The 829-nt window shown below is 36.3% G+C and carries 1 protein-coding gene and 1 pseudogene; both read left to right on the top strand.

Annotated features, from left to right (window positions below; translation table 11 throughout):
* Window positions 1-260, top strand: a pseudogene (locus tag IDG60_RS17140) (nickel import ATP-binding protein NikD); the annotation flags it as partial.
* Window positions 253-829 (top strand): ABC transporter ATP-binding protein (locus IDG60_RS17145; protein WP_095337319.1); only part of this gene is annotated, 577 nt, incomplete at its 3' end. The pseudogene IDG60_RS17140 and the gene IDG60_RS17145, both read left to right, overlap by 8 nt.

Raw genomic sequence — 829 nt, forward strand, 5'->3', positions numbered from 1 at the left:
AATATGATGTACTGGAAGCATTTATAGATATTAAAAAACACTTTGACTGTGCGATGATTTTCATTTCACATGATTTAACGGTTATTAACAAGATTGCAGACCGTGTTGTTGTGATGAAAAATGGTCAACTGATAGAGCATGGTACACGTGAATCAGTCTTGCATCATCCAGAACATGTTTATACGAAGTATTTATTATCAACGAAGAAGAAGATTAATGATCATTTTAAACATGTGATGAGGGGTGATGTACATGATTAAAGTTACAGATGTTGAAAAATCATATCAAAGCGCACATGTTTTTAAGCGTCGTCGAACACCTATCGTGAAAGGTGTGTCATTTGAGTGTCCAATCGGTGCGACGATTGCGATTATCGGAGAAAGTGGTAGCGGTAAATCGACGTTGAGTCGTATGATATTAGGTATTGAGAAACCGGATAAAGGCTGTGTAACCTTAAATGATCTACCGATGCATAAGAAGAAAGTCAGACGTCATCAAATTGGTGCTGTATTTCAAGATTATACGTCATCATTACACCCATTTCAGACTGTTAGAGAAATCTTATTTGAAGTGATGTGTCAATGTGATGGACAACCTAAAGAAGTTATGGAAGTCCAAGCAATTACATTGTTGGAAGAAGTCGGTCTATCTAAGGCATACATGGATAAATATCCTAATATGTTATCAGGTGGAGAAGCGCAGCGTGTTGCGATTGCGCGTGCAATATGTATTAACCCTAAATATATTTTGTTTGATGAAGCCATTAGTTCACTCGACATGTCAATTCAAACACAAATATTAGATTTATTGATTCATTTACGTGAAACGC

Source organism: Staphylococcus sp. EG-SA-2 (genome assembly GCF_017152085.1).